This is a genomic window from Salinimicrobium sp. WS361 (assembly GCF_050750585.1).
GTDB lineage: Bacteria > Bacteroidota > Bacteroidia > Flavobacteriales > Flavobacteriaceae > Salinimicrobium.
Window position 1 is genome coordinate 43,401 of record NZ_JBOJLM010000011.1, and the last position, 22,129, is coordinate 65,529.

Consider the following 22,129-nt stretch of genomic DNA (forward strand, 5'->3'; position numbering starts at 1 on the left):
CAATAACAAATGAATAATATGAAAAATATATTTAGAATCATCTTAGCTGTTTTTGTTAGCGCGGCCGTTATAAGCTGTGACAAAGAGGACGATAGTTTGGGAGTGGATCTTGAAGGACTGGCAGCCCCGTCAAATTTGGGAGCAACGTTCAAGATCACACAGGATAACACTGGTATGGTAACCATCATTCCAACCGGTGAAGGCGCAAATTTATTCACAGTTGATTTTGGTGACGGTTCTACACCTTCAGAAGAAATTAGTATGGGGGAAAGTGTAACCCATACCTATGCTGAAGGGAATTACAACATCATTATCACAGGGACAAATATTGCAGGAGAATCGGCTGAAGGTACTCAGCCATTAACCGTTTCTTTCCGGGCACCCGAGAATCTGGAGGTTAACATAAATAAAGATCCTCAGGATAGTTACACTATTTCTGTTAGTGCCACAGCAGATTATGCTGCAATGTATCAGGTATACTTTGGAGATGTTGTAGATGAAGAGGCCACTCCTCTTATGGTTGGAGAAACTGTAAGTCATACATATGAAACAGTTGGTACCTATAATGTTCGGGTTGTTGCCTTAAGTGGCGGTGAAGCGACCATTGAGGCTACACAGGAAGTAACAATAACAGATCCTTTGTTCCTTCCAATAGATTTTGAATCTGAAAAACTGGATTATACCTGGGCAGGATTTGGAGGTGCAAGTGGAGAAGTGATTACCAATCCCGATATGAGCGGCATTAACATGAGTTCTAAAGTAGTTGAGCTTAAAAAATCAGCCGGAGCAGAGACCTGGGCCGGAATTTCCTTATTTCTGGATGAACCTCTCAATTTTACTGAAGGTACCGCAGTTAAAATGAAAGTCTGGTCCCCTAAAGCAGGAGTTCCTGTCCTATTTAAAATTGAAGATTCTGGGTCCGAACCCGATGCAAATGGAAATCCTACCATATTTGTTGAAGTGATCTCAAATACAACCACCACTGGAGAATGGGAGGAGATTACTTTTGACTTAACTACCTCCGAGAGATTTGATCCGTCAGTCACTTACGACAGGGTGATCGTGTTCTATGACTTCGGAAATATTGGAGAAGGTACTTCCTTCTACTTTGATGACATCAAATTGACGAATCTTGAACCATTAAAACTACCTATTACCTTTGACAGGAGTGCTATAAATTACTCACCGGAAGTTTTTGGTGGTACTTCTTTTGAGGTGGTTTCGAATCCAGATAAATCTGGAGCCAATACTTCTACTACCATGGTTGGGGCACTTACAAATGCCGGGAATGCCTGGGAAGGTGTTTCCTTTAATCTTGAAGAGCCGGTAGATTTTAGTGGAGATAACAAAACGATCACGATGAAACTGTGGTCAGATGTTGCTCTACCCGTTCTTCTAAAGTTCGAAGGTGGTGTTAGTGGAGAAAGGCAGACAGAAGTGGTCGCTAACCACGGTGGATCCGGTTGGGAAGAACTCAGCTTTAACTTTAGTACAGATGCAGTGAAAAGTTATATCGATGGATCACAGGGAGTAGGAGAACCGTTTGTTCCAACAGGGGAATATGCTACCATGACTATTTTTATAGATGGTCCCGGCAATTCAGCAGGAACATTCTATCTGGATGACATACAAAAGCTGCAAAACGGAGAAACCTCCTATATATCCATTTTCAGTGATGTTGCAGATGATGTTGTGGTCGATACCTGGAGAACGGACTGGTCTGCTGCAAATTACGAGGAGGTAACGTTTGAGGGTAAATTATCCAAACACTTCACAAATTTAGACTTTGTTGGAATTGAAACTGTGGCAAACCAATTGGATATTACCAATATGACCCACATGCATCTGGAATTCTATACAGAAAATGCGACCAGTTTTAAAGTTAAGCTGGTAGACTTTGGTCCAAATGGGGTGTATGAAGAGGGAGGTGATAATACCGAACATGAAGTGGTTATAGAAAACCCCGTACAAAACCAATGGGTGAGTGTGGATATTCCATTGTCAGATTTTACAAATCTCACCACACGCGATCATATTTCACAGCTTATCTTTTCAGCTACACCTACTGGAACAGCTAATGTGTATGTGACCAATGTATACTTTCATAATTAAAAAGGAGAAACATGAAAAATAATTTAAAAGTAAAGAGCATATTCTTCGTCCTTCTTCTCTCTGTTCTTGCAGTGGGTTGTGCTGAAGAAGATTTCGAATTCGGAGAACTCACAAGCCCAAAAAATCTTAGTGTTTCTACAGAGGTTGTGGGGCAAAGCGGAGATATGCCCTATGGAGATGGTTCAGGGGAAGTAATGTTTAACGCATCTGCAGATGGAGCCATGACTTACAAGTACATTTTTGAGAGTGGAAGCTCAGGAACTGCATCAAATGGAGTTTACACCCATCAATTTTCACAAATTGGAACAAACGTTCATACAGTTACGGTTATTGCCTATGGTCCTGGTGGTACTGCCACTTCAACACCTGTGGAAGTAGAAGTACTCGTAACCTATGAGCCACCGGCCGAATTAATTCAAAAACTAGTGGGAAAAGAATGGCGCGTTAAAGCATCGGCACCAAAGCATTTTGGATTAGGGCCTGTAGGAGGTGAAGTTATCGCTGAGCATTACGGTGCAGGACCAAATGATAAAGCCGGAACAGGGATGTATGATGATCGTTATATTTTTAATGAAGATGGGACTTTTACTCACATTGTTGATGCAACAAATGATGATCCAACACCAGATCTAACCGGAACTGTATTCGGAAGAATAAACCTGGTGGACCAATTAGGTGCCACATGTAGTGAAGAGGATGGTTGTACTGTGGATGGAGCAGATGTAATGAATATTCCATTTACAGATTATACTGAAAACTGGTCTATCTCAGCTCCAGGGGGTGTAGAAACTCTTAATCTAACCGGAACAGGATTTATTGGTTACTACATTGGAGGAGACCATACCTATGAAATATTTGATCGCTCTGCTACCAATGAGATAGTTCTTAGATCTACCGATGGTAACGGCGAATTTGACTGGTGGTTTGTACTTACTTCTGAAGAAGAAGGAGCCACAGAGCCCGAAGACTTCGAAACTGAGTATACCAAACTCGTTTGGGAACAGGATTTTGAATCAGGACCTCTGGATACTAACATTTGGAATTTAGAAACCGGAAATGGTGAAAATGGCTGGGGAAATCTGGAAAAACAATATTATACCACAGATAATGTAGAAGTGGTTGACGGAAACCTGGTTATTACTGCCAAAGCTGAAGAATCCAACGGATTCAATTATACTTCTTCCAGGATCACCACTAAAGATAATTTTGAATTCAAATACGGAAGGGTAGAAGCCAGAGCAAAATTACCGGAAGGAGCCGGTACCTGGCCTGCAATTTGGATGTTAGGATCTAATTTTAATGAAGTTGGCTGGCCCGATAGTGGTGAGATCGATATTATGGAACATGTGGGGAATGACCAGAATACCATTCATGGCACTCTTCACTACCCTGGACGTTCGGGTGGTAACGCTGATGGCGGCACAACAACGGTAGAAGGAGTAAACAGTGAATTCCATGTTTATTCGATGGAGTGGAGTCCAGAACGAATCGTATTTCTGGTAGATAACGAAGTTTATCATACCTATGAGAATTCTGCAGACTCTCCTTTCAATCAAGACTTCTTTCTCATTTTAAACGTTGCTATGGGAGGAAATTTTGGAGGTGAAATAGATCCTGCATTTTCGGAGTCTTCCATGGTCGTAGATTATGTAAAAGTCTTTCAGGCAGAAGAATAATTTTGAGCCACTTAAGTTTAATAATATCCAGGGGGAATATTCTTCCCCCTGGAATTCAATTACCACAATGAAAAAAATATATATTGTTTTCTTTAGCCTTTTTTCGGTCTCTTTGGCATCTGCCCAAAATACCCGAATCAAAAGTTCTATCGAAAATGTTGAAAAGAAAGTTGATTCTATTGTTTCCATCATGACCCTTGAAGAAAAAGTAGGGCAAATGGTACAATACAGCGGCACCTGGGATCTTACCGGGCCCGCAAATGGAGATCAAAACCAGTACCGCGAAGAGCAACTCAAAGAAGGGCTTGTAGGTTCTATGCTCAACGTACTTTCTGTAGAAGCCACCCGGGAGGCCCAAAAGCTGGTCATGGAGAATTCCAGGATCAAGATCCCTTTAATGTTTGGCTATGATGTCATTCACGGGTACAAGACCATTTTTCCTGTTCCGCTTGGAGAAACTGCAAGTTGGGACCTGGAGGCGATGGAAGAAACCGCCCGCATCTCTGCCCTCGAAGCAGCTGCAGATGGGGTGAACTGGACCTTTGCACCAATGATAGATATTTCCCGAGATGCCCGCTGGGGGCGCATAATGGAAGGAGCAGGAGAAGATCCTTTTCTAACTTCCCGTGTGGCCGAAGCAAAAATCAGGGGCTATCAGGGTGAAGATCTTTCCAATCCTGCAACTATCGCGGCCACTGCCAAGCACTTTGCCGGGTATGGTTTTGCTGAAGCAGGCCGGGATTACAATACGGTTCACGTGGGTGAGAACGAACTCCATAACACCATTTTACCGCCTTTTAAAGCCGCTGCCGCTGCCGGGGTTGCTACTTTCATGAATTCTTTTAACGATCTTGATGGTACCCCTGCAACCGGAAGTAAAATGCTTCAAAGAGACATTCTTAAGGGAGATTGGGATTGGGACGGATTCATAGTTTCAGACTGGGGTTCTATTGCCGAAATGATAAACCATGGCTTTGCTGAAGATCTTACTCATGCCGCCGAAATCGCTGTAAAAGCCGGAAGTGATATGGACATGGAAGGCGGTGCCTATGAAACCGGACTTATCCAACTGGTTAACTCCGGAAAAGTTGATGAAGCACTAATCGATGATGCCGTTAAAAGAATTCTTCGGGTGAAATTCAAACTGGGGCTTTTCGAAGATCCTTACCGCTATTCCAACCCCGAATTGGCCCAACAGCTCAACCTGAAGGAGCATAGAGCTGTGGCAAGGGACGTGGCAAAAAAGTCAATTGTACTCCTCAAAAATGACAAAAACCTGTTGCCTATAGCCTCTTCAGTAAAGAATATCGCTGTTATAGGTCCATTGGCAGATGATAAAGACACGCCAATTGGTAACTGGAGAGCTCAGGGAGAAGCAAATTCCGCAGTTTCTATCCTCGAGGGTTTAAAAAGTGCTGTGGGTAATAATGTGAAAATCACCTACGCTAAGGGAGCCGATCTCGGTATGGGAGAACGCACCTTCCTGAAGCCTTTAAAGATCAATACTACCGACAAATCCGGATTTAAAGCCGCTGTTGATGTGGCAAAAAAGGCAGATTTGGTGATCCTTGCCCTTGGTGAAGATGCTTTTCAAAGCGGGGAAGGAAGAAGCCAGGTGGAGATTGGTTTAGCAGGCCTTCAGCAGGAATTAATGGAAGAAATTTATAAGGTGAATAAAAATGTAGTTCTGGTACTCCAAAACGGAAGGCCTTTAGAAATTTCATGGGCTGCAGAGAATATTCCTGCAATTGTAGTTGCATGGCAGCTTGGAACTGAAAGTGGAAATGCTATTGCCGATGTGCTCTTCGGAAAATACAATCCTTCAGCAAAACTTCCGGTGTCATTCCCGAGAGCTGTGGGCCAGGAGCCGCTTTATTACAACCAGAAGAATACAGGTAGACCCAGTAATCCTTCCGATGTCACCTATTCAGCTTATACAGATGAAGAGAAGACTGCGCTATATCCCTTTGGTTACGGCCTTAGTTATACCACTTTTGAATATGGAGACTTAGCTTTGTCTTCCAAAGAAATGACTCCGCAGGAATCGTTAACGGTTACTGTTCCCGTTACCAACACCGGCAAAAAGCCCGGAAAAGAGGTAGTGCAACTTTATTTACGCGACATGGTGGCAAGTACTACAAGACCCATTAAAGAATTAAAAGGATTTGAGCTTGTTGAACTGCAACCGGGAGAAACAAAGCAGGTGAGCTTTACTATTTCCAATGAACTTCTGAAGTTTTACAACGCCAATAAAGAATGGGCATCAGAACCGGGGGAGTTTCAGGTAATGATTGGAGGTAATTCCATAGATCTTAAAACCGAAAGCTTCCGATTGAATTAACAAAAAGGGGTCTCTAAAATGACATTTTTGAGACCCCTTTTTTAAATACGCTACAAGATATGTACAGGAAAAATTTTAGAAATATTCTGCTGGGAATAATGATCTCTGCTGGAGGAACCCTTTTTGCACAGCATGTAGAGGTGAAAGTTCAAAAAGACACGCTGTTCTTTGATACTTTTTCTGAAAATACGCTCGATCGTCAAAAATGGAATGTGCAGGGAACCGATTTTTGGGTGAACAATGAGCAGCAGATCTATATTGATTCTTCGGCTACTGTTTTCACCGTAAAAGGCGAAAAGGCAGGGGGAGTTGAAGATGCACTGGTACTTAAGGCGCATTACAGTCCCAATTATATCAATTATAAGGGTAATGATTTTGACTTTATCTCGGGAAGGATCAATACCCAGGATAAGGTTATGTTTACGTACGGCACTGCTGCTGCGAGAATGAAGTTACCCAAAGGTGCGGGCTACTGGCCGGCTTTCTGGGCACTTGGCGGAGGCAACTGGCCCGAAACCGGGGAGATTGACATTATGGAATATGTGGGCGAAACAGATTGGATTGGAGTTGCCCTTCATGGTCCCGGTTATTCGGGGGAAACACCCTTGGTGAATAAGTATTTTTTTCCTGAAGGAGAAGATGTAACCGATTGGCATGTTTATTCTGTAGACTGGACGCCTGAAGGTTTTGATTTTAGGGTGGATGGCAGGTTGATCTACAGGGTGACAAAACCCATGGTAGAACATTACGGAAAATGGGCTTTCGACAACCCAAAATACCTTATTCTGAATTTAGCTCTGGGTGGTGCATATCCTTATAAAACCAACGGAGTGGAAGAGCCGTATAACGGCCTTCCCGCCTCAACTGTAGATCTAATAAAATCCGGAGAAGCAGAAGTGCTGGTCGACTGGGTTTTGATTACGAAGTAAGCAGGTTGAATTAGCCGGAAATCCTCTTCAAAAATGTCATTTTTGAAGAGGATTTTTTAGTTCTTTCAGGTTACAAACCCTGAAAGGATTACCTTCTACAGTCGTGTCTCCTGGTTCTTTCCTCTTCAGTTGAGGCTCCTCATATGTCGCTCCTCTGGAGCTCATTAGGATTGTATACTGCTTATCTATAAATATTGCGCCTCCCTGAGGCTCAAAAGAGGTGAATTATAATTATTTATAAAAAGTATTTAATGGAATTAACTCCTGGAGGGAGCTAAGAGAGTTAATTTTTAGAGCTCCGGAGGAGTGAAATATTTATAGGAATAAGTTTTGTTTTGCAATGAGCTCCAGAGGAGCGGTATATAAAAGGTAGTACGCCACAGGTAAAGGCTCCAGAACACCACAATTTTAAATAAACTATTTCTTGCTTCTTGTCTCTAATTCAAATTCCTTCTTTCGATAAAAAACCGCTTCAGGAGTTGCGAAGCTTCCTCTTCTAAAATGCCATTTTTGACTTTCGTTTTTGGGTGAAGTCTTCCTCCCATTCTTCTGTAGCCCCTTTCAGGATCTGAGGCAGCAAAAACCAAATTGGAGATCTGGCTCCAGTAAAGGGCACCGGCACACATTTGGCATGGCTCCAAAGTCACGTACATGGTACAATCCAGCAGGTACTTTCCGCCAAGGAAGTTCGCAGCTGAGGTGATGGCCTGCATTTCGGCATGGGCTGTGACATCATTCAGCAGTTCGGTAAGATTGTGTCCGCGGGCAATGATCCTTTGTTGAGCCACAATCACAACACCTACCGGGATCTCCCCTTTTTCGTAAGCCTGCTGTGCCTCTTCGAGGGCCTTCCGCATAAAATAAACGTCGTCAAAAACTAATTGCATATTCAAAAATACAATTTCAAAATGTACCTTTGTTTTTTATGGCAAAAACTATTCTCGATACTGTTAATTCTCCTGTAGATCTTCGGAAAATTGCTCCTGAAAAACTTCCGAAGCTGGCCGCAGAATTGCGGAAATTCATTATTGAGATCGTTGCTTCCAAAGAAGGTCATTTGGGTGCCAGTCTTGGAGTGGTAGAGCTTACTATCGCGTTACATTACATTTTTGATACTCCAAAAGACCTCCTGGTATGGGATGTGGGGCACCAGGCTTATGGGCACAAGATCATTACTGGTCGAAGAGAGAATTTTCATACAAACCGGCAGCTAGACGGAATCAGTGGCTTTCCCAAAAGGAACGAGAGCGAATATGACACTTTTGGGGTAGGGCATTCATCTACCTCAATTTCGGCTGCATTGGGCATGGCGCTGGCTTCGGCTTTGAAGGGAGAAAGTGAAAAACAACATATTGCCGTAATAGGAGATGCCTCTATCGCCAGCGGGATGGCTTTTGAAGGATTGAATCATGCCGGGGTCACTAACGCCAATCTCCTGATCATTCTTAATGATAACGCAATTGGAATAGACCCCAGTGTAGGGGCTTTAAAGAATTATCTTACAAAAGCGCGGGTAGGTTACAAACCGAAGCAGGATAATATGGTAGAGGCGCTGAACTTTAAATATTTTGGACCGGTAGATGGCCATGATCTTGAGAGTCTTTTAGAAACTCTCGAAGCGCTTAAGAAGATAAAAGGGCCCAAGTTTCTTCATGTGATCACCACCAAAGGAAAAGGGCTTAAAAAAGCCGAGGAAGACCAGGTGAAATATCACGCCCCGGGTAAATTTCTTCCCGAAACAGGGGAGTTGCTTCCCTATGACACAGAGAATTTACCTTTAAAGTTTCAGGATGTTTTTGGGCTGAGCCTGGTTGAACTGGCCGAAAAGAACGAGAAGATCATTGGGATCACACCTGCCATGCCAACAGGCAGTTCGCTTAAGTACATGATGCAGTCTTTCCCGGAGCGCGCTTTTGACGTGGGTATTGCCGAGCAACATGCCGTGACTCTTGCCGCCGGGATGGCAACACAGGGCTTTGTGGTTTTTTGTGCTATCTACTCCACTTTTCTTCAGCGGGCGTACGATCAGGTGATTCATGATGTGGCACTTCAGGATTTGCCGGTGATCTTTTGTCTCGACAGGGCCGGACTCGTGGGGGAAGATGGTGCTACTCATCATGGAAGTTTTGATATTGCTTATTTGCGCTGCATTCCTAATATGATCATCTTTGCGCCTCTTGATGAAGTGGACCTGCGAAACATGTTGTACACTGCCCAAACTGGAAAACTAAAACATCCTCTGGCCATACGTTATCCCAGAGGCAGAGGTTTTGTTGAAGACTGGAAGTTGCCGTTTGAGGAGATTAACTTTGGAAAAGGTAGAAAACTGAAGGGGGGAAGTGCTATTGCGGTGCTTACTTTTGGCACTATCGGGAAGAATGCCGAAAAGGCGCTGGAAGAACTGAAACAACCTGAAGCAATTGGCCACTACGACATGCGGTTTATCAAACCTTTGGATGAAGGGCTGCTGCATGAGGTTTTGTCGAATTATAAAATGCTGGTGACTATAGAAGACGGAGTGAGAAACGGCGGAGCAGGATCGGCGGTGATGGAGTTTGCTCAACAGCACAATTATCACCTCCCAATTACCACCCTTGGGTTGCCCGATAAATTTACAGACCACGGAAAAGTGGAAGAATTACAAGAAAAATCAAAAATTGACGTTGAAAGTATTAAGGCATGTCTTAACTCAATGCTTAGAAAATTAAAATAATGCAGAAGTCCCTCATTTGCCTCACGTTTTTATTATTTGCCGCCCTTGGCTATGGTACCGAAAGAGATACCACAGCTGTTGATACAACCACGGTGGTAAATGAAAAGATCAATTACTGGAAAAAGACCAACAAAGTGGGGGTCAACCTGAATGAAGTAGCCTTTATTAACTGGAATTCGGGGGGTAACAATTCTTTTTCTGCCTTACTCCACGGTCTCTTCGGAAGAAAATACCAGAAAGAACTTTTAAACTGGAATTCTACTCTGGCAGTAAAGTATGGGTTTAATGCGCAGGAAGGAAGGGAGCTGCGAAAGACAGAAGATAACCTCGAGATCAACTCTAACTTCGGGTATCGGCGGGACTCTGTTTCTAACTGGTATTATTCGGCTAAATTTACATTTAACACGCAGCTCTCTTTCGGGTATAGATATCCCAATACTGAGGCCCCTATTTCCAAATTTATGGCCCCGGGTTATGCCTTTGTGGGGGTAGGAAGTGAATATTCTTCCCCAAAAGAAGACCTTACGGTTTATATCTCTCCGGTGACCCAAAAGTCAACTTTTGTATTAGATCAACGGCTTGCAAACGAAGGTATGTTTGGAGTTTCGCCGGCTGTTAGGGACGAAGAGGGAAATATCATTGATGAAGGTGAGAAGGTGAGAACGCAGCTGGGGTTCCTGGTGAGCAGTGCATTTTCGAAGAAGATCTTTGACAATATAGACCTCAATAACAGTCTGCGCTTATATTCCGATTATCTCAACCAATTTGGAAATATTGATGTTGACTGGGAACTCAATCTTGACCTGCAGGTGAATGATTACGTGAAGGCCAATGTGGGCTCTCATCTAAAATATGACGATGACGTAAAGTTTAAGCAGGATCTTGATGGAGATGGTACGTTGGAAACCGGCGGACCTAAAGTTCAATTCAAGCAGCTTTTGGGCGTGGGAATAGTGTATTCTTTTTAAGATTGATCCAGATCCTTTACTTTAATTACCTTCTGAACTTTTGTTTTCCCGGCACCCGTGATCTTGAATAGATAAACTCCCGAAGCTTCAGTGACAATATTCACATCAATGGGTTCATTTGCTTCAAGCGGGGTCTTCACAACCTGTATCAGTTTTCCCTGTATGTTGTAAACAAAGATTTGTATGTCTTCTATATCCTCTCCCGATACAATCTGATAATTTCCGACAGAAATAGTTGGATAGACCATAATCACGTTCTCTTCAACTACCATTTCCCCGCGTTCTTCTGCTTCTTCTTTAGCTGTTTTAAATTGACCAGAGAAGATGCCGCGCCCGTAAGAAGCAGCATACACTACATTATTGCCTTTTTTGAGATCTAAGTCGGTGACTTTTACATCACTCATTCCGTTGTAAGATTGTACCCATACAGGCTGGCTGCTGGTGAAATTTTCGGTAGCCCAAACTCCGAGTTCCGTTCCCACAATTACCTCGTCTTCGTTAAGTGGGTTGTGAAGAATAGAGAGTACGGGTAGGTCAGGGAGATTACCTTCTTTACTTGTCCAGGTAGGATTAGTGGCATTGGCGTTAGAGGTATACCATATGCTCTTTACCCCATAATTATAAAAGGTAACATAGATTTCGTCCTGGGTTTCTCCATATTCCACATCCGAAATGCTTCCTAAAAATTCTGGACCGGTGATCTCCTTCCACGTAGCATTTTCAGGAGTGCCATGCGCATTTTCAACTTTAAGGAGTTTGGAATTGGTAAGCCCCAAAAGTACCGTGCTGCTTTGGGTTGAAAAAGGGGAAACGGTGAGGGCACTTATAGAACTGTCTAAAAGGGCATTTTTGAGAGAAACTTTTGGCGCGATGGGTGAATTTTGCTGAATGCCATCATCACCTAAAAGCGGAAGTTGAGTGAGGTTATCATACCTGTAGAGTACGCCTTCAGGTCCGTTTGAGAACAGGATATCCAAATTGGAATCAAGGGCTTGCGGGTTTATGAAAAATCCGTCCCTGTTCTCATTATTTGCAATAAGCGCAAAACCATTTTTGTCGTAATTGTAAAGAATAATAAGGTCGTTGTACACCAAATTGGCTATGAGGTATTCGGTGTCTACCTGGTCAAAAAAGGAATGAGCGCCATCGCCACCCAATATTCCTATAGAAGTGGGGTTTCCTCTTTCAATCAGCAGGGTTCCGTTATCCTGGGTGCCTCCCAAAAAGTAGTCGCCCGTTGCAAAAGAAGATGGCGCCACGGCAACAGAATAGAATTGCGTGGTGATATAGTCGGTCTCGGGGGTGATGAATACTTTCGAAATGCTTGCTGCTGAAAGATCGCTGGCAAACGAAACCCCACCGTCATGCCCAAAGATCGCCTGATTGGTATTACCGGGCTTAAACCTCATCACATGATGGTCTGCATGGACTTCGGAAACAGGTAATTCATCAAGATTATCATTATCTGACCATTTAGAGATCTGTTCCCATGAATTACCACCGGTAGTTGACCTGAAGAGGTCTATTCCGCCAACATAGATGATTTCATCGTTGGTAGGATCAGATTCTATCATAAGATTATAAAAAGCCTGGCCCCTAGCAAAATCATCAGGAGGAATATCAAGATCGGCATCATTGGGTTCATTCAGCCGTGTAATATTCTGAAAAGCGTTCGTCGTAACCCAAAGCGAGGCTTCTTCAAACTGGTCTTCAGCAAGAATATAAAATTTATCAGGGTTTAAGGCTGAAGCTTCTATCTCGGTGCGATAAACATTGGGAATGGTGGTCACCAGAGACCAGCTCGTATTTGCACCTTTTTCACGCCTGAAGATCTTTCCGCCAAAAGAATTCTCCACTCCCGGCGAATAGGTGGTGGAAACCCATGCATTCCCTGCGGCATCTGTTTCAAAGTCATTAAAAGATTCCTCTTCAAGTACCTTGTTCCAGGAAGCGCCATCGTCTTTGCTTTGGTACAGGCCTCTTTCAAAAAAGCCGAGTAAATTCTGCGGATTTTGAGCGTTGGCATATAAGTGAGTTGAGACCCCTATAAAGACCTCGGTGCTGCTGCCATTATCCCAGGCTTCTATGTCATTGATGTAGTACACGCCACCAATTGCGCGAATGTTTGTGCCCGTTCCCGATTCTGAAAAATCTTCGACATCCAGTACTTTATTCCACGTCTGGCCACCATCTGTGGTTTTATAAACGCCCGTTCCCACTACGTCTCCGCCGGTATATTGTTCTCCTGTACCTGCATACCAGATATTAGAATTCCGCGGATCGACCGTAAGGCAAGATATATTCAAATTAGCGGGCAAACCTTCTACCTGTTCCCAGGGAGAAGATTCGCGGGTGATATTGTCATTGACCCACAGGCCGCCACTTATTGCACCGGCAAACACACGGTTGCCCGAGGCGTCATTCGGGTCAAATAATAATACTCTTGTACGGCCTCCAACATTGTTGGGGCCACGAGAGACCCATGGGTGCTGCTCACTATCTCCGGGGGCCTTGATGTAACTCTTGCTTTGCCGCTGTTTTTGAAGTTGCTCGTGCAGGTCTCTTACTTTATGAGGCTCAGGGTATCCCAAAGCAGGATTCATGGTGAGATATTCCATTTCCTCATAATATTTCTTTGGAGGCAGGCCTTTTTTTATTTTTTCGAGGCGTGAAAATCCCTTGTCTTTAGCGGGTTTATTCTGCTTCAGAAAATGCTCATGTCTTTGTCTTAATTCTGAAATTTCAGAAGGTGCATTGTTCTCACAACTCAGGTAAAGTCCAAAAACGGCAGCAAACAGAACGACCGGAAGTACAAAAAGTAATCGTTTATTCATAAAGGGATAGGTAAATGACTTCCGAAGAAAGCTATTCTGCAAAGTACAAAAAATTAAATTTTAAGACCTTTGAATTTTTTGAACAACGACACAATTTTACTGTCTGTGAGCGAAGAAATATAACTGCAAATTTTGATGAGCTTATCATACACCTCAAAATCTTCAAAATGATGTGCTTCGGGGATTAATTTCAGCACCAGTTTGTTATAATTTGTCTGCTTCCCGTTTTCGGGCAATAAGGCCGTGGTGTAGGTGTCCAGAAGGTGAGAAAGCATTTGGTAACCGGCAATTTCCTTGCTTATAACTTCTTCACTCTGGTAAATTTTATCAATACTTATTTTGATAATATCGCTAATCTGGGCTTCGTATTTACTCCTGTCAAAAAGAGCTTCGTGAAATTCCCCTTTTAGAATGGCATCTTCGTTGGCCATAAAGATTTCAACAGCCTCGGTGAGTAGCGTATTTATGGCCAGAGCCCTGAGATAACTCAGCCTGTCGGCACGGGTTTGTAGGTTGTGGTATTTTTTGGTGATGATCGAATCTTTCACCAGATTAATAAGATATTCCAGCGCATATTCCTCCTGAATAAGCCCCAGGTTGATGCCGTCTTCAAAATCAATGATCGTGTAGCAAATATCATCGGCAGCTTCAACAAGAAAAGCGAGTGGGTGCCTGCAGTAGCTCAGGTTTTTGCCGCTGCCGGTGGAAATAAGTCCCAGTTCATTGGCTACCTCTTCAAAAAAGGCTTTTTCAGACTGAAATATTCCGAACTTCTTATCGGCTATACGTGCGGTGGGTTTATACGGAAGGGATTCCTTCGGATATTTTATAAAAGCTCCTAAAGTAGCATACGAAAGCCTGATGCCTCCAGGTATACCGGGTTTGTCTTCCGTTAAGATCTTAAAGCCATTGGCATTTCCTTCAAATTTGGTCAAATCTTCAAATTCTTCAGCAGTAAGCAACTCCCGGAAACGCCTGCCGTTGCCATTGCTGAAGTACTCTCCTATGGCCTTTTCTCCCGAATGCCCAAACGGCGGATTCCCAATATCGTGTGCCAGGGCGGCAGCGGCAACAATGGCCCCAAAATCGTTCATTTGGTAGCCGTGGGTTTTTTCCAGCTGCGGATGTTTCTCCAGGATCTTTTGCCCTGCCAGGCGGCCCAAAGAACGCCCCACTACCGAAACTTCAAGGCTGTGCGTAAGCCGGGTATGTACAAAATCTGTCTTGGAAAGCGGGATTACCTGCGTCTTGTCCTGCAGACTTCTAAAAGCCGAAGAAAATATGATGCGGTCGTAATCAACTTCAAATCCTAAGCGGGTCGCATTTTGTTCTTTTCTTAATCTTTTATTCGTGTCTCCTGCTTTTCTAAGCGAAAGCAGCTGCTCCCAGTTCATCATTTGATATTTATTTCAGTAAGCTTCAAAAATAAACAATGAGCAATTAACAATGATCAATTAACAGGTAATAATGATAAAAGCATCAAATTCAAGGCACCAGATTCCAAAATCTAAAAGGCACGATTGTCATTTCGACAGAACATTTCCTTTTGAGAAAAAGGAGATGCGACGAGAAATCTATTCTTGGGTGAGATTTACCAAAGTTTATGTGATTATTTGTTTAGGTACGAGTCGAACTTCGGCACCAATTATTGAAAACTTTGGCAAATCTGCTGCAATTCTTCTTGGACAAAAAACTTTCTCCCGTCTACAGACTAACTCCCGCACATCAAACAATCATCCCCTTCGGCTTCTTTGGAACTGGCGATAAGGGCCCGCAATTCTTCCGGACTCAAAGAAGTTCCTTCTGGTGTCGGAACGGCAGTTGTTTTCGGTGTTTCCGCAGGGATTTCCTGCTTCTTTTCCTCTTTTGCCAAAGTGAATTTAATGGCATCTACAGCACTTTTAGTGCGCAGGTAATACATTCCGGTTTTGAGTCCACTTTTCCAGGCGTAGAAGTGCATGGAGGTGAGCTTGCTGTAATTCGCGTTCTCCATGAAAAGGTTGAGCGACTGCGACTGATCGATAAAATAGCCGCGGTGACGCGACATGTCGATGATATCTTTCATGCTAAGCTCCCAAACGGTCTTGTAGAGCTCTTTAAGATCCTCCGGAATTACATCAATATTCTGCACAGAACCATTAGAGCGTAAAATGGCATTTTTGACATTCTCTGTCCACAGGTTTCGGGCTACCAGGTCTTCCAGAAGGTGTTTATTAACAACGATAAATTCTCCCGACAGCACCCGGCGGGTGTAAATGTTGGAAGTGTATGGTTCAAAAGCTTCATTGTTTCCAAGGATCTGGGATGTGGAAGCAGTTGGCATGGGCGCAACTAAAAGAGAGTTGCGAACGCCATTTTTGAGTACCTGCTTGCGCAGTTTTGCCCAGTCCCATCTTCCGCTTAAGTCTTCATCATTGATCCCCCAAAGGTTAAATTGGAATTGGCCTTTGCTCATTGGAGAACCTTCATAAGTAGAATAAGCTCCGTCTTCTTTAGCCATTTCCATAGAGGCGGTAACGGCAGCAAAATAAAGGGTTTCAAAGATCTCCTGGTTTAGTTTTTTAGCTTCATCGCTGGTAAAAGGCAGTCGTAATTTGATAAAAGTATCTGCCAGTCCCTGCACCCCAAGCCCCACCGGACGGTGCCGGAAATTCGAATTTTCCGCCTCCTTTACCGGATAATAATTCCTGTCGATCACCTTGTTGAGGTTCCGGGTTACTCTTTTGGTGATCCTGAAGAGTTCCTTATGATCAAATTCATCTCCTTTGATGAACATTGGCAGTGCAATGGAAGCCAGGTTACAAACCGCAACTTCATCTTCGCTGGTGTATTCCAGGATCTCGGTACAAAGATTTGAAGAACGAATAGTTCCTAAGTTCTGCTGATTCGATTTCCTGTTAGCCGAATCTTTGTAAAGCATGTAAGGCGTACCTGTCTCGGTTTGGGATTCGAGAATTTTCTCCCAAAGGTCACGGGCTTTTATGGTTTTTCGGCCTTTGCCTTCAGCTTCATATTTTAAATAGAGTGCTTCAAATTCCTCCCCGTGGATGTCATAGAGGCCGGGGCATTCGTGCGGACACATCAAAGTCCAGCTTTCATTCTCTTCCACCCTTTTCATGAAAAGATCGGGTACCCACATTGCATAGAAAAGGTCACGGGCCCGCATTTCTTCTTTTCCGTGGTTCTTTTTCAGGTCGAGGAAGTCGAAAATATCGGCGTGCCAGGGTTCTACGTAAATGGCAAAAGAACCCTTTCGTTTTCCGCCACCCTGGTCAACATATCTTGCGGTGTCATTAAAAACCCGAAGCATGGGCACGATCCCGTTGGAAGTACCATTGGTTCCAGAAATATAAGACCCGGTTGCTCTAACATTGTGAATGGACAAACCAATCCCGCCGGCAGATTGGGAGATCTTGGCGGTTTGCTTCAGCGTGTCGTAAATACCGTCAATGCTGTCGTCTTTCATGGTTAGTAAAAAGCAGGATGACATTTGCGGCTTTGGCGTTCCGGCGTTAAAGAGGGTAGGAGTGGCGTGGGTGAAATATTTCTTGGACATGAGCTCATAGGTCTCAATGGCAGCTTCCATATTATCGGGATGAATTCCTACGGAAACTCGCATAAGCATATGCTGAGGCCTTTCGGCAATTTTTCCGTTTATCTTCAGAAGATAAGAGCGCTCCAGCGTTTTAAATCCGAAGTAATCATACTGAAAATCCCGATTATAGATGATCGTGGAATCTAGCAGTTCTTTATTCTGCTGAATTACCTCGTACACATCATCGGCCAAAAGGGGAGCTTTCTGACCGGTGCGGGGGTTGACATAATCATAAAGATCTGTCATTACCTCCGAAAATGTTTTTTTTGTGTTCTTGTGAAGGTTCGATACCGATATCCTCGCCGCCAGTTTTGCATAATCCGGGTGGGAAGTGGTCATGGTCGCGGCAATCTCAGCTGCGAGATTATCAAGTTCGCTGGTGGTAACCCCATCGTACAACCCTTCGATTACCCTCATAGCCACTTTTACAGGATCTACGAGGTCATTAAGGCCATAACACAATTTTCTTATGCGGGCTGTGATCTTGTCAAACATCATGGGTTCTCTGCGACCGTCTCTTTTTTCTACGAACATAACTGAAGGATTTAAGAAAGCCCCTCCCGGCCTCACCAAAGGAGAGGAGTTTGGGGCGTTTATTTTATTGAATGTTTCACAGTCGTGAAGCTTGAAATAACTTTGTTCCCCCTTCGGGGGTTAGGGGGAATTTAAAAATCGGCGTCGAAGCTTATTTTGTCGGCGTCTTTATCCTTGTTCATCACTCCTGCTTTCTGGTATTCGCCAACTCTCTTTTCAAAGAAGTTGGTTTTCCCCTGCAGGTTGATCATATCCATAAAGTCGAATGGATTCGCAGTGCCGTATTCCTTTTCACATTCCAGTTCAACCAGCAGTCGGTCGGCAACAAATTCAAGATATTGGGTCATCAGTTTAGAATTCATCCCGATAAGGCTTGCCGGAAGGGATTCTGTAATAAACTCTCTTTCAATATTAAGTGCATCAACAATGATCGCTCTAATTCGCTCTTTTGGCACCTTGTTTACCAGGTGGTTGTTGTGCAGGTGAACGGCAAAGTCACAGTGCACACCTTCATCTCGTGAGATGAGTTCATTAGAGAAGGTAAGGCCGGGCATTAATCCGCGTTTTTTAAGCCAGAAGATGGAGCAAAATGCGCCCGAAAAAAAGATTCCTTCTACAGCTGCAAAAGCGATGAGCCTTTCAGCAAAAGAATCAGATTCTATCCATTTTAGGGCCCACTGCGCTTTCTTCTGAATAGCGGGAAATACCTCTATGGCTTTAAAAAGTTTGTTCTTTTCCTTCTCATCTTTAACGTAGGTGTCAATGAGCAGGGAGTAGGTTTCAGAATGGATGTTCTCCATCATGATCTGGAATCCATAAAAGAATTTAGCTTCAGAATATTGCACCTCGTTGACGAAGTTTTCGGCTAAATTTTCATTCACAATTCCGTCTGAAGCGGCAAAAAAGGCAAGAATGTGCTTGATGAAATATCTTTCATCTGCATTTAATTTGTTGTTCCAGTCACTCAAATCCTGGTGCAGGTCAATCTCTTCTGCAGTCCAGAAACTTGCTTCCATTTTCTTGTACCAATCCCAGATATCGTGATGTTTAATGGGGAAAATCACAAATCTGTCCTTGTTCTCCTGTAAAATGGGTTCTAACTGGGTCATAGGATATTGAGTTTTAGTTGGTTGGAAACGGTTCTCTCAAAGATTGGAATTTATGTAAGGGTTTTTCCTACAGGGAAGGAAAGCTTTTCAACAAAGTTTTCAACAAAACAAAATAAAATTGTTTCTGAAGCCTGAAAAAGGCTTCGGTATATGTGTTTGTGGGCTAGTTTGTTATAATTGCAAAATTTCCTGAAGATGTAATAAAGTTTCTTCTGAAGTTCTTCTGAAAGAGATGTCAAAAATGGCATTTTTAGCAACCTTATATTTTAAGTGTCTGGCCATTTTTTGCAGCCGATTCATAGATCTTTTCGAGCACAATAATGTCCTTTAAACCTTCTTCCCCCGGAACCATCATAGGCTTATTGTTGAGAATTGAGAGGGCGTCGTCATCCATTTGTACGGCTTGCTGGTTTTTCCCAAAAGGTTCGAGAATTTTACCGTCACTGGTTCCTCCTTTTACTCCGCTGTAAGTCTGGAAAGGCTGGAGATAATAAGAGCCGTCACTGCAGGTCACTTCGAGGTTGTTCATGCCTTCGCCAAAGCTGGTGCGGCAATTGGCTATTACTCCTTCGGGAAACTCTAGCGTGAAATCCATAGTTTCATCTACACCCTTAAAAAGCTGATCTCTGGTGGTTTGGCTTTTAGCCGAAACAGCAATAGGCTCCCGGCCTACAGTGTAGCGCGAAGTATTTAAAGGATATACCCCCATATCGTACATGGCACCACCACCCATTTTTTCTACTGCACGCCAGCCGGGATTATTACTGTAAAAACCGGCGGCGGCTTTCACCTCCTGTATTGGTCCGTAAGGGTTTGTTTCGGCCCACTTCATCATGATGCGGTTATTCTTTTCATGCTGAAGACGATACCCTATTGCAAGTTTGACTCTGTTTTTTTCGCAGGCTTCTATCATTTGGCGGCACTCTTCAGCATTCATTGCCATAGGTTTTTCACACCAAACGTGCTTTCCGGCATTGGCCGCTTTTATGGTATATTCAGCATGCATGGAATTGGGCAGCACAATATAGATCACATCAATATCATCATTATTGGCAATTTGGTGCATGTTTTCGTAATTGTACACATTGGCATCAGGGATCCCGTATTTTTCCTGCCATTGAGGGATTTTCTCAGGGCTGCCGGTGACTATTCCGCGAAGCTCGCAGTATTCAGTTTCCTGCAGGGCAGGAGCCAGTTGATGGGTGCTGTAGCCGCCAAGACCTACGAGGGCAACTCCCAGTTTATCCTTTTTTGAAGACCATAAAAAGTTAGGAAATGGTAGAAAGCCTGCTGCCAGAAAAAGCCCCGACTTTTTAATGAAAGTTCGTCTGTGTTCCATGCGGTGTAATTTTCCTGAAGATAAAGAATCTTCAGAAAACTCAACTGCTTCTTCTGTTTAAAAATGGCGCTATATGTTTGCGTGGCAGCCGGGAAGGGCATTCCGGAATTGTGTGGCTCAAAAAAACCCTAAGCAAAAACTTTGGAGAAAACAAAATTTCTGGTGTCAGGGTTGTTATAAAAGCTGTGAAAATACAATGTCTGTAACCTTATCTTTGGCCCATATTCATACTTTGATATTCTGAAGTGTCAACAGAAAATGGCTTTTTTTCAATCCCTGTGCAGGTCATCGTGACATTTTTTTCGGAATTTTTCTTGTCCTTCATCTGCATTTCCATCATTAACCCTGTCCCATCCCTGATCCAATCGGCATTAAGCCCTTCGGGGATATTCTTTTGGTTTTCCTGGTAAAGGTTTCTGAAGCTTACTCCTGCCTCATCTGTAACATAAAAAGTAAAGACATTTTCGGCATTTTCGGAACGGTAGCCCTGGCATTCGTAGCCTAAAATGGTCTTTGTGCCAATCTCTTCAAACTTCATTTCTTCATAAGAATTGTCGGCTTCCATATCTTCTTCAGAAACGTCGAAACGTGTAGCCATCACCATTTTATTGCCTTCAGAGTTCATGTATAGCACCGTCATATTTCTCTTGTTATCCAGGACGGTAAACATATTTTCTGCCTGCGGAATTTTGATTCCCACATATGGTGCGTTCTCTTTAATGTGATATACCATATCCATTGTTCCTTCCGAAGTGTTCATCTGGAGGGTGTATTCCCAGTCAAAATAATAGCCTGCGGGGATTTCTGAAGGATCAACCATATCCATTCCCATAGAGAAATTGGAATTCTCAAGCTGTTTTGCCCATAGGTTGTTTAGGGATTTGTCTGTTTCTTTTGCGGCTTTGTCCGATACATTCTTGATTGCTGCATCTTCCACTTTCTTTTCTACTTTTTCTTTGAGCTTCTTAAAAAATTGAGCCTCTGCGGTGCTAGTCCCTGCCATAAAGAAAATAGCAAGAACTAAATAAAAGATCTTTTTCATAGTTCCTGTGTTTAGATAATTAAGGCCTCTTTGAAGAGGCATATCAAAAAATTACAAAGGGGAATCTCCTGCTTAAGGGGAAGAAAAAGTGCAGAATGATCTCTAAAGATAATTAAAATACCCGGACCGTCAAAATGTAACCTTTTTATTTACAGTAAATTAAAAGTGATTCTCAGAAGGTTGGAAAGATTTTACCCAGGTTGGGAATGACTGTTCAAGACAGTGAAAAGCAGAACTGTCGGGAGACAATGCCCCACATGGATCGACTTACAGGATCTTTAAAAGGAGTAGGTTTATTTTCCCGAAGAACCTTCAGCTTCTTCTTGCTTTAGTTTTTCGGCAATTTTTTCCAGTTCGGCATACCAGTCTTCACCGTATTTTCTAATAAGGGCTTCTTTTACGAACTTGTACACAGGCACCTGAAGTTCTTTTCCCAGCGTACAGGCATCGTCGCAAATGTACCAGTGGTGATAATTCACAGCAGAAAACTCTGAATAATCCTGGGTACGTACCGGGTAGAGATGGCAGGAAACAGGTTTTTTCCATTTTATATCTCCCTGGTTGTAGGCTTCCTCAATTCCGCACAGGGCAGTACCTTTATTATCAAAAGTGACATAAGCGCAATCGGCACCATCTATTAACGGGGTCTCATATTCACCGTCTTCACCAATAACTGATGTGCCCTGTCTTTCGATGGCTTCAATTCCTTCTTTGCGGAGATAAGGCTTTACCAGCGGGTAGATATCTTCGAGGATGTGGGTTTCGGCCTCTTCAAGGGGTGCGCCGGCATCTCCGGCGATACAACACGCTCCTTTACAGGCTGAAAGGTTACACACAAAATCCTTTTTAAGGATTTCTTCAGATACTATAGTTTTTCCAAGCTGAAACATGCTGCAAAGATAATTTTTTCAGGCACTTAACTTCAGCTGTAATTCTG

The 22,129-nt window shown here is 43.3% G+C and carries 14 protein-coding genes; 6 read left to right on the forward strand and 8 right to left on the reverse strand.

Annotated features, from left to right (window positions below):
* Window positions 1-18: 18 nt before the first annotated feature.
* From ACQ93I_RS11990 to ACQ93I_RS12005, 4 genes are all read left to right on the forward strand, one after another.
* On the forward strand, window positions 19-2,112 hold the full coding sequence (locus ACQ93I_RS11990; protein WP_431698750.1) for a hypothetical protein: 2,094 nt from the start codon (window positions 19-21) through the stop codon (window positions 2,110-2,112).
* An 11-nt stretch (window positions 2,113-2,123) separates the two neighbouring features.
* Window positions 2,124-3,788 carry a glycoside hydrolase family 16 protein gene (locus tag ACQ93I_RS11995; RefSeq protein WP_431698751.1) on the forward strand — a complete coding sequence of 555 codons (1,665 nt, stop codon included), beginning with the start codon at window positions 2,124-2,126 and terminating at the stop codon, window positions 3,786-3,788.
* A 67-nt stretch (window positions 3,789-3,855) separates the two neighbouring features.
* Entirely contained in the window at window positions 3,856-6,129 is a 2,274-nt protein-coding gene (bglX, locus tag ACQ93I_RS12000) for a beta-glucosidase BglX (RefSeq protein WP_431698752.1), read from the forward strand.
* A 59-nt stretch (window positions 6,130-6,188) separates the two neighbouring features.
* The gene (locus tag ACQ93I_RS12005; RefSeq protein WP_431698753.1) at window positions 6,189-7,058 is read left to right on the forward strand and encodes a glycoside hydrolase family 16 protein; all 870 of its coding nucleotides are present in this window, start codon (window positions 6,189-6,191) and stop codon (window positions 7,056-7,058) included.
* A 437-nt stretch (window positions 7,059-7,495) separates the two neighbouring features.
* Here the strand turns inward: ACQ93I_RS12005 and ACQ93I_RS12010 are convergent, their stop codons facing one another.
* Window positions 7,496-7,945, reverse strand: coding sequence for a nucleoside deaminase (locus tag ACQ93I_RS12010; protein WP_431698754.1), 450 nt, complete (start codon window positions 7,943-7,945; stop codon window positions 7,496-7,498).
* A gap of 38 nt (window positions 7,946-7,983) precedes the next feature.
* On the opposite strand from ACQ93I_RS12010, the gene ACQ93I_RS12015 reads away from it, so the two are divergent.
* Window positions 7,984-9,771 (forward strand): 1-deoxy-D-xylulose-5-phosphate synthase, encoded by a 1,788-nt coding sequence (locus tag ACQ93I_RS12015; RefSeq protein WP_431698755.1) that lies wholly within the window; start codon window positions 7,984-7,986, stop codon window positions 9,769-9,771.
* The gene (locus tag ACQ93I_RS12020) at window positions 9,771-10,739 is read left to right on the forward strand and encodes a DUF3078 domain-containing protein (protein ID WP_431698756.1); all 969 of its coding nucleotides are present in this window, start codon (window positions 9,771-9,773) and stop codon (window positions 10,737-10,739) included. The genes ACQ93I_RS12015 and ACQ93I_RS12020 overlap by 1 nt, the downstream gene beginning before the upstream one ends.
* Here the strand turns inward: ACQ93I_RS12020 and ACQ93I_RS12025 are convergent.
* The 7 genes from ACQ93I_RS12025 to ACQ93I_RS12055 form a co-directional block, all read right to left on the reverse strand.
* On the reverse strand, window positions 10,736-13,573 hold the full coding sequence (locus ACQ93I_RS12025) for a T9SS type A sorting domain-containing protein (RefSeq protein ID WP_431698757.1): 2,838 nt from the start codon (window positions 13,571-13,573) through the stop codon (window positions 10,736-10,738). The two genes, ACQ93I_RS12020 and ACQ93I_RS12025, sit on opposite strands and share 4 nt — an antisense overlap.
* A gap of 53 nt (window positions 13,574-13,626) precedes the next feature.
* Window positions 13,627-14,967 (reverse strand): deoxyguanosinetriphosphate triphosphohydrolase, encoded by a 1,341-nt coding sequence (locus tag ACQ93I_RS12030; protein WP_431698773.1) that lies wholly within the window; start codon window positions 14,965-14,967, stop codon window positions 13,627-13,629.
* Between the two features lie 317 nt (window positions 14,968-15,284).
* On the reverse strand, window positions 15,285-17,702 hold the full coding sequence (locus ACQ93I_RS12035; RefSeq protein ID WP_431698758.1) for a ribonucleoside-diphosphate reductase subunit alpha: 2,418 nt from the start codon (window positions 17,700-17,702) through the stop codon (window positions 15,285-15,287).
* Window positions 17,703-17,833: 131 nt separating this feature from the next.
* The gene (locus ACQ93I_RS12040) at window positions 17,834-18,811 is read right to left on the reverse strand and encodes a ribonucleotide-diphosphate reductase subunit beta (RefSeq protein WP_431698759.1); all 978 of its coding nucleotides are present in this window, start codon (window positions 18,809-18,811) and stop codon (window positions 17,834-17,836) included.
* Window positions 18,812-19,070: 259 nt separating this feature from the next.
* Window positions 19,071-20,150 carry a Gfo/Idh/MocA family protein gene (locus tag ACQ93I_RS12045; RefSeq protein WP_431698760.1) on the reverse strand — a complete coding sequence of 360 codons (1,080 nt, stop codon included), beginning with the start codon at window positions 20,148-20,150 and terminating at the stop codon, window positions 19,071-19,073.
* A gap of 208 nt (window positions 20,151-20,358) precedes the next feature.
* Window positions 20,359-21,192 carry a DUF4412 domain-containing protein gene (locus ACQ93I_RS12050; protein ID WP_431698761.1) on the reverse strand — a complete coding sequence of 278 codons (834 nt, stop codon included), beginning with the start codon at window positions 21,190-21,192 and terminating at the stop codon, window positions 20,359-20,361.
* A gap of 293 nt (window positions 21,193-21,485) precedes the next feature.
* Entirely contained in the window at window positions 21,486-22,082 is a 597-nt protein-coding gene (locus ACQ93I_RS12055) for a DUF3109 family protein (protein WP_431698762.1), read from the reverse strand.
* Between the last annotated feature and the right edge of the window lie 47 nt (window positions 22,083-22,129).

Bases quoted from the DNA above. Each gene is read 5' to 3' on its own strand.
- ACQ93I_RS11990 (WP_431698750.1), top strand. From the start codon at position 19: ATGAAAAATATATTTAGAATCATCTTAGCTGTTTTTGTTAGCGCGGCC.
- ACQ93I_RS11995 (WP_431698751.1), top strand. From the start codon at position 2,124: ATGAAAAATAATTTAAAAGTAAAGAGCATATTCTTCGTCCTTCTTCTC.
- bglX (WP_431698752.1), top strand. From the start codon at position 3,856: ATGAAAAAAATATATATTGTTTTCTTTAGCCTTTTTTCGGTCTCTTTG.
- ACQ93I_RS12005 (WP_431698753.1), top strand. From the start codon at position 6,189: ATGTACAGGAAAAATTTTAGAAATATTCTGCTGGGAATAATGATCTCT.
- ACQ93I_RS12010 (WP_431698754.1), bottom strand. From the start codon at position 7,945: ATGCAATTAGTTTTTGACGACGTTTATTTTATGCGGAAGGCCCTCGAA.
- ACQ93I_RS12015 (WP_431698755.1), top strand. From the start codon at position 7,984: ATGGCAAAAACTATTCTCGATACTGTTAATTCTCCTGTAGATCTTCGG.
- ACQ93I_RS12020 (WP_431698756.1), top strand. From the start codon at position 9,771: ATGCAGAAGTCCCTCATTTGCCTCACGTTTTTATTATTTGCCGCCCTT.
- ACQ93I_RS12025 (WP_431698757.1), bottom strand. From the start codon at position 13,573: ATGAATAAACGATTACTTTTTGTACTTCCGGTCGTTCTGTTTGCTGCC.
- ACQ93I_RS12030 (WP_431698773.1), bottom strand. From the start codon at position 14,967: ATGAACTGGGAGCAGCTGCTTTCGCTTAGAAAAGCAGGAGACACGAAT.
- ACQ93I_RS12035 (WP_431698758.1), bottom strand. From the start codon at position 17,702: ATGTTCGTAGAAAAAAGAGACGGTCGCAGAGAACCCATGATGTTTGAC.
- ACQ93I_RS12040 (WP_431698759.1), bottom strand. From the start codon at position 18,811: ATGACCCAGTTAGAACCCATTTTACAGGAGAACAAGGACAGATTTGTG.
- ACQ93I_RS12045 (WP_431698760.1), bottom strand. From the start codon at position 20,150: ATGGAACACAGACGAACTTTCATTAAAAAGTCGGGGCTTTTTCTGGCA.
- ACQ93I_RS12050 (WP_431698761.1), bottom strand. From the start codon at position 21,192: ATGAAAAAGATCTTTTATTTAGTTCTTGCTATTTTCTTTATGGCAGGG.
- ACQ93I_RS12055 (WP_431698762.1), bottom strand. From the start codon at position 22,082: ATGTTTCAGCTTGGAAAAACTATAGTATCTGAAGAAATCCTTAAAAAG.